Consider the following 216-nt stretch of genomic DNA (forward strand, 5'->3'; position numbering starts at 1 on the left):
CTTGCCGGATCTGTTGCTGGCATTAAAAGATCGAGGGCTTTTATATGCTTAGGCCCAGTGCAGCGGTTCAGGTATATTTATACGCAGGCACCGTGGACATGCGCAAGTCGATTAATGGCTTGTCGGCATTGGTCGAGCAAGAGCTGGAGCTTAGTCCTATGGCCAATGCTCTGTTTGTCTTTTGTAATCGCGACCGGGATAAAATCAAGTTACTGT

Annotated in this window: 1 protein-coding gene; it reads left to right on the forward strand. The window is 48.1% G+C overall.

Features of this window, described 5'->3' with window-relative positions:
- Positions 1-44 precede the first annotated feature (44 nt).
- The coding region (tnpB, locus tag WG929_RS21450; RefSeq protein WP_416207661.1) for an IS66 family insertion sequence element accessory protein TnpB at positions 45-216 on the forward strand (172 nt) is incomplete at its 3' end.

The organism is Oceanobacter antarcticus, from assembly GCF_044962685.1.
GTDB classification, from domain to species: Bacteria; Pseudomonadota; Gammaproteobacteria; order Pseudomonadales; family Oceanobacteraceae; genus Oceanobacter; species Oceanobacter antarcticus.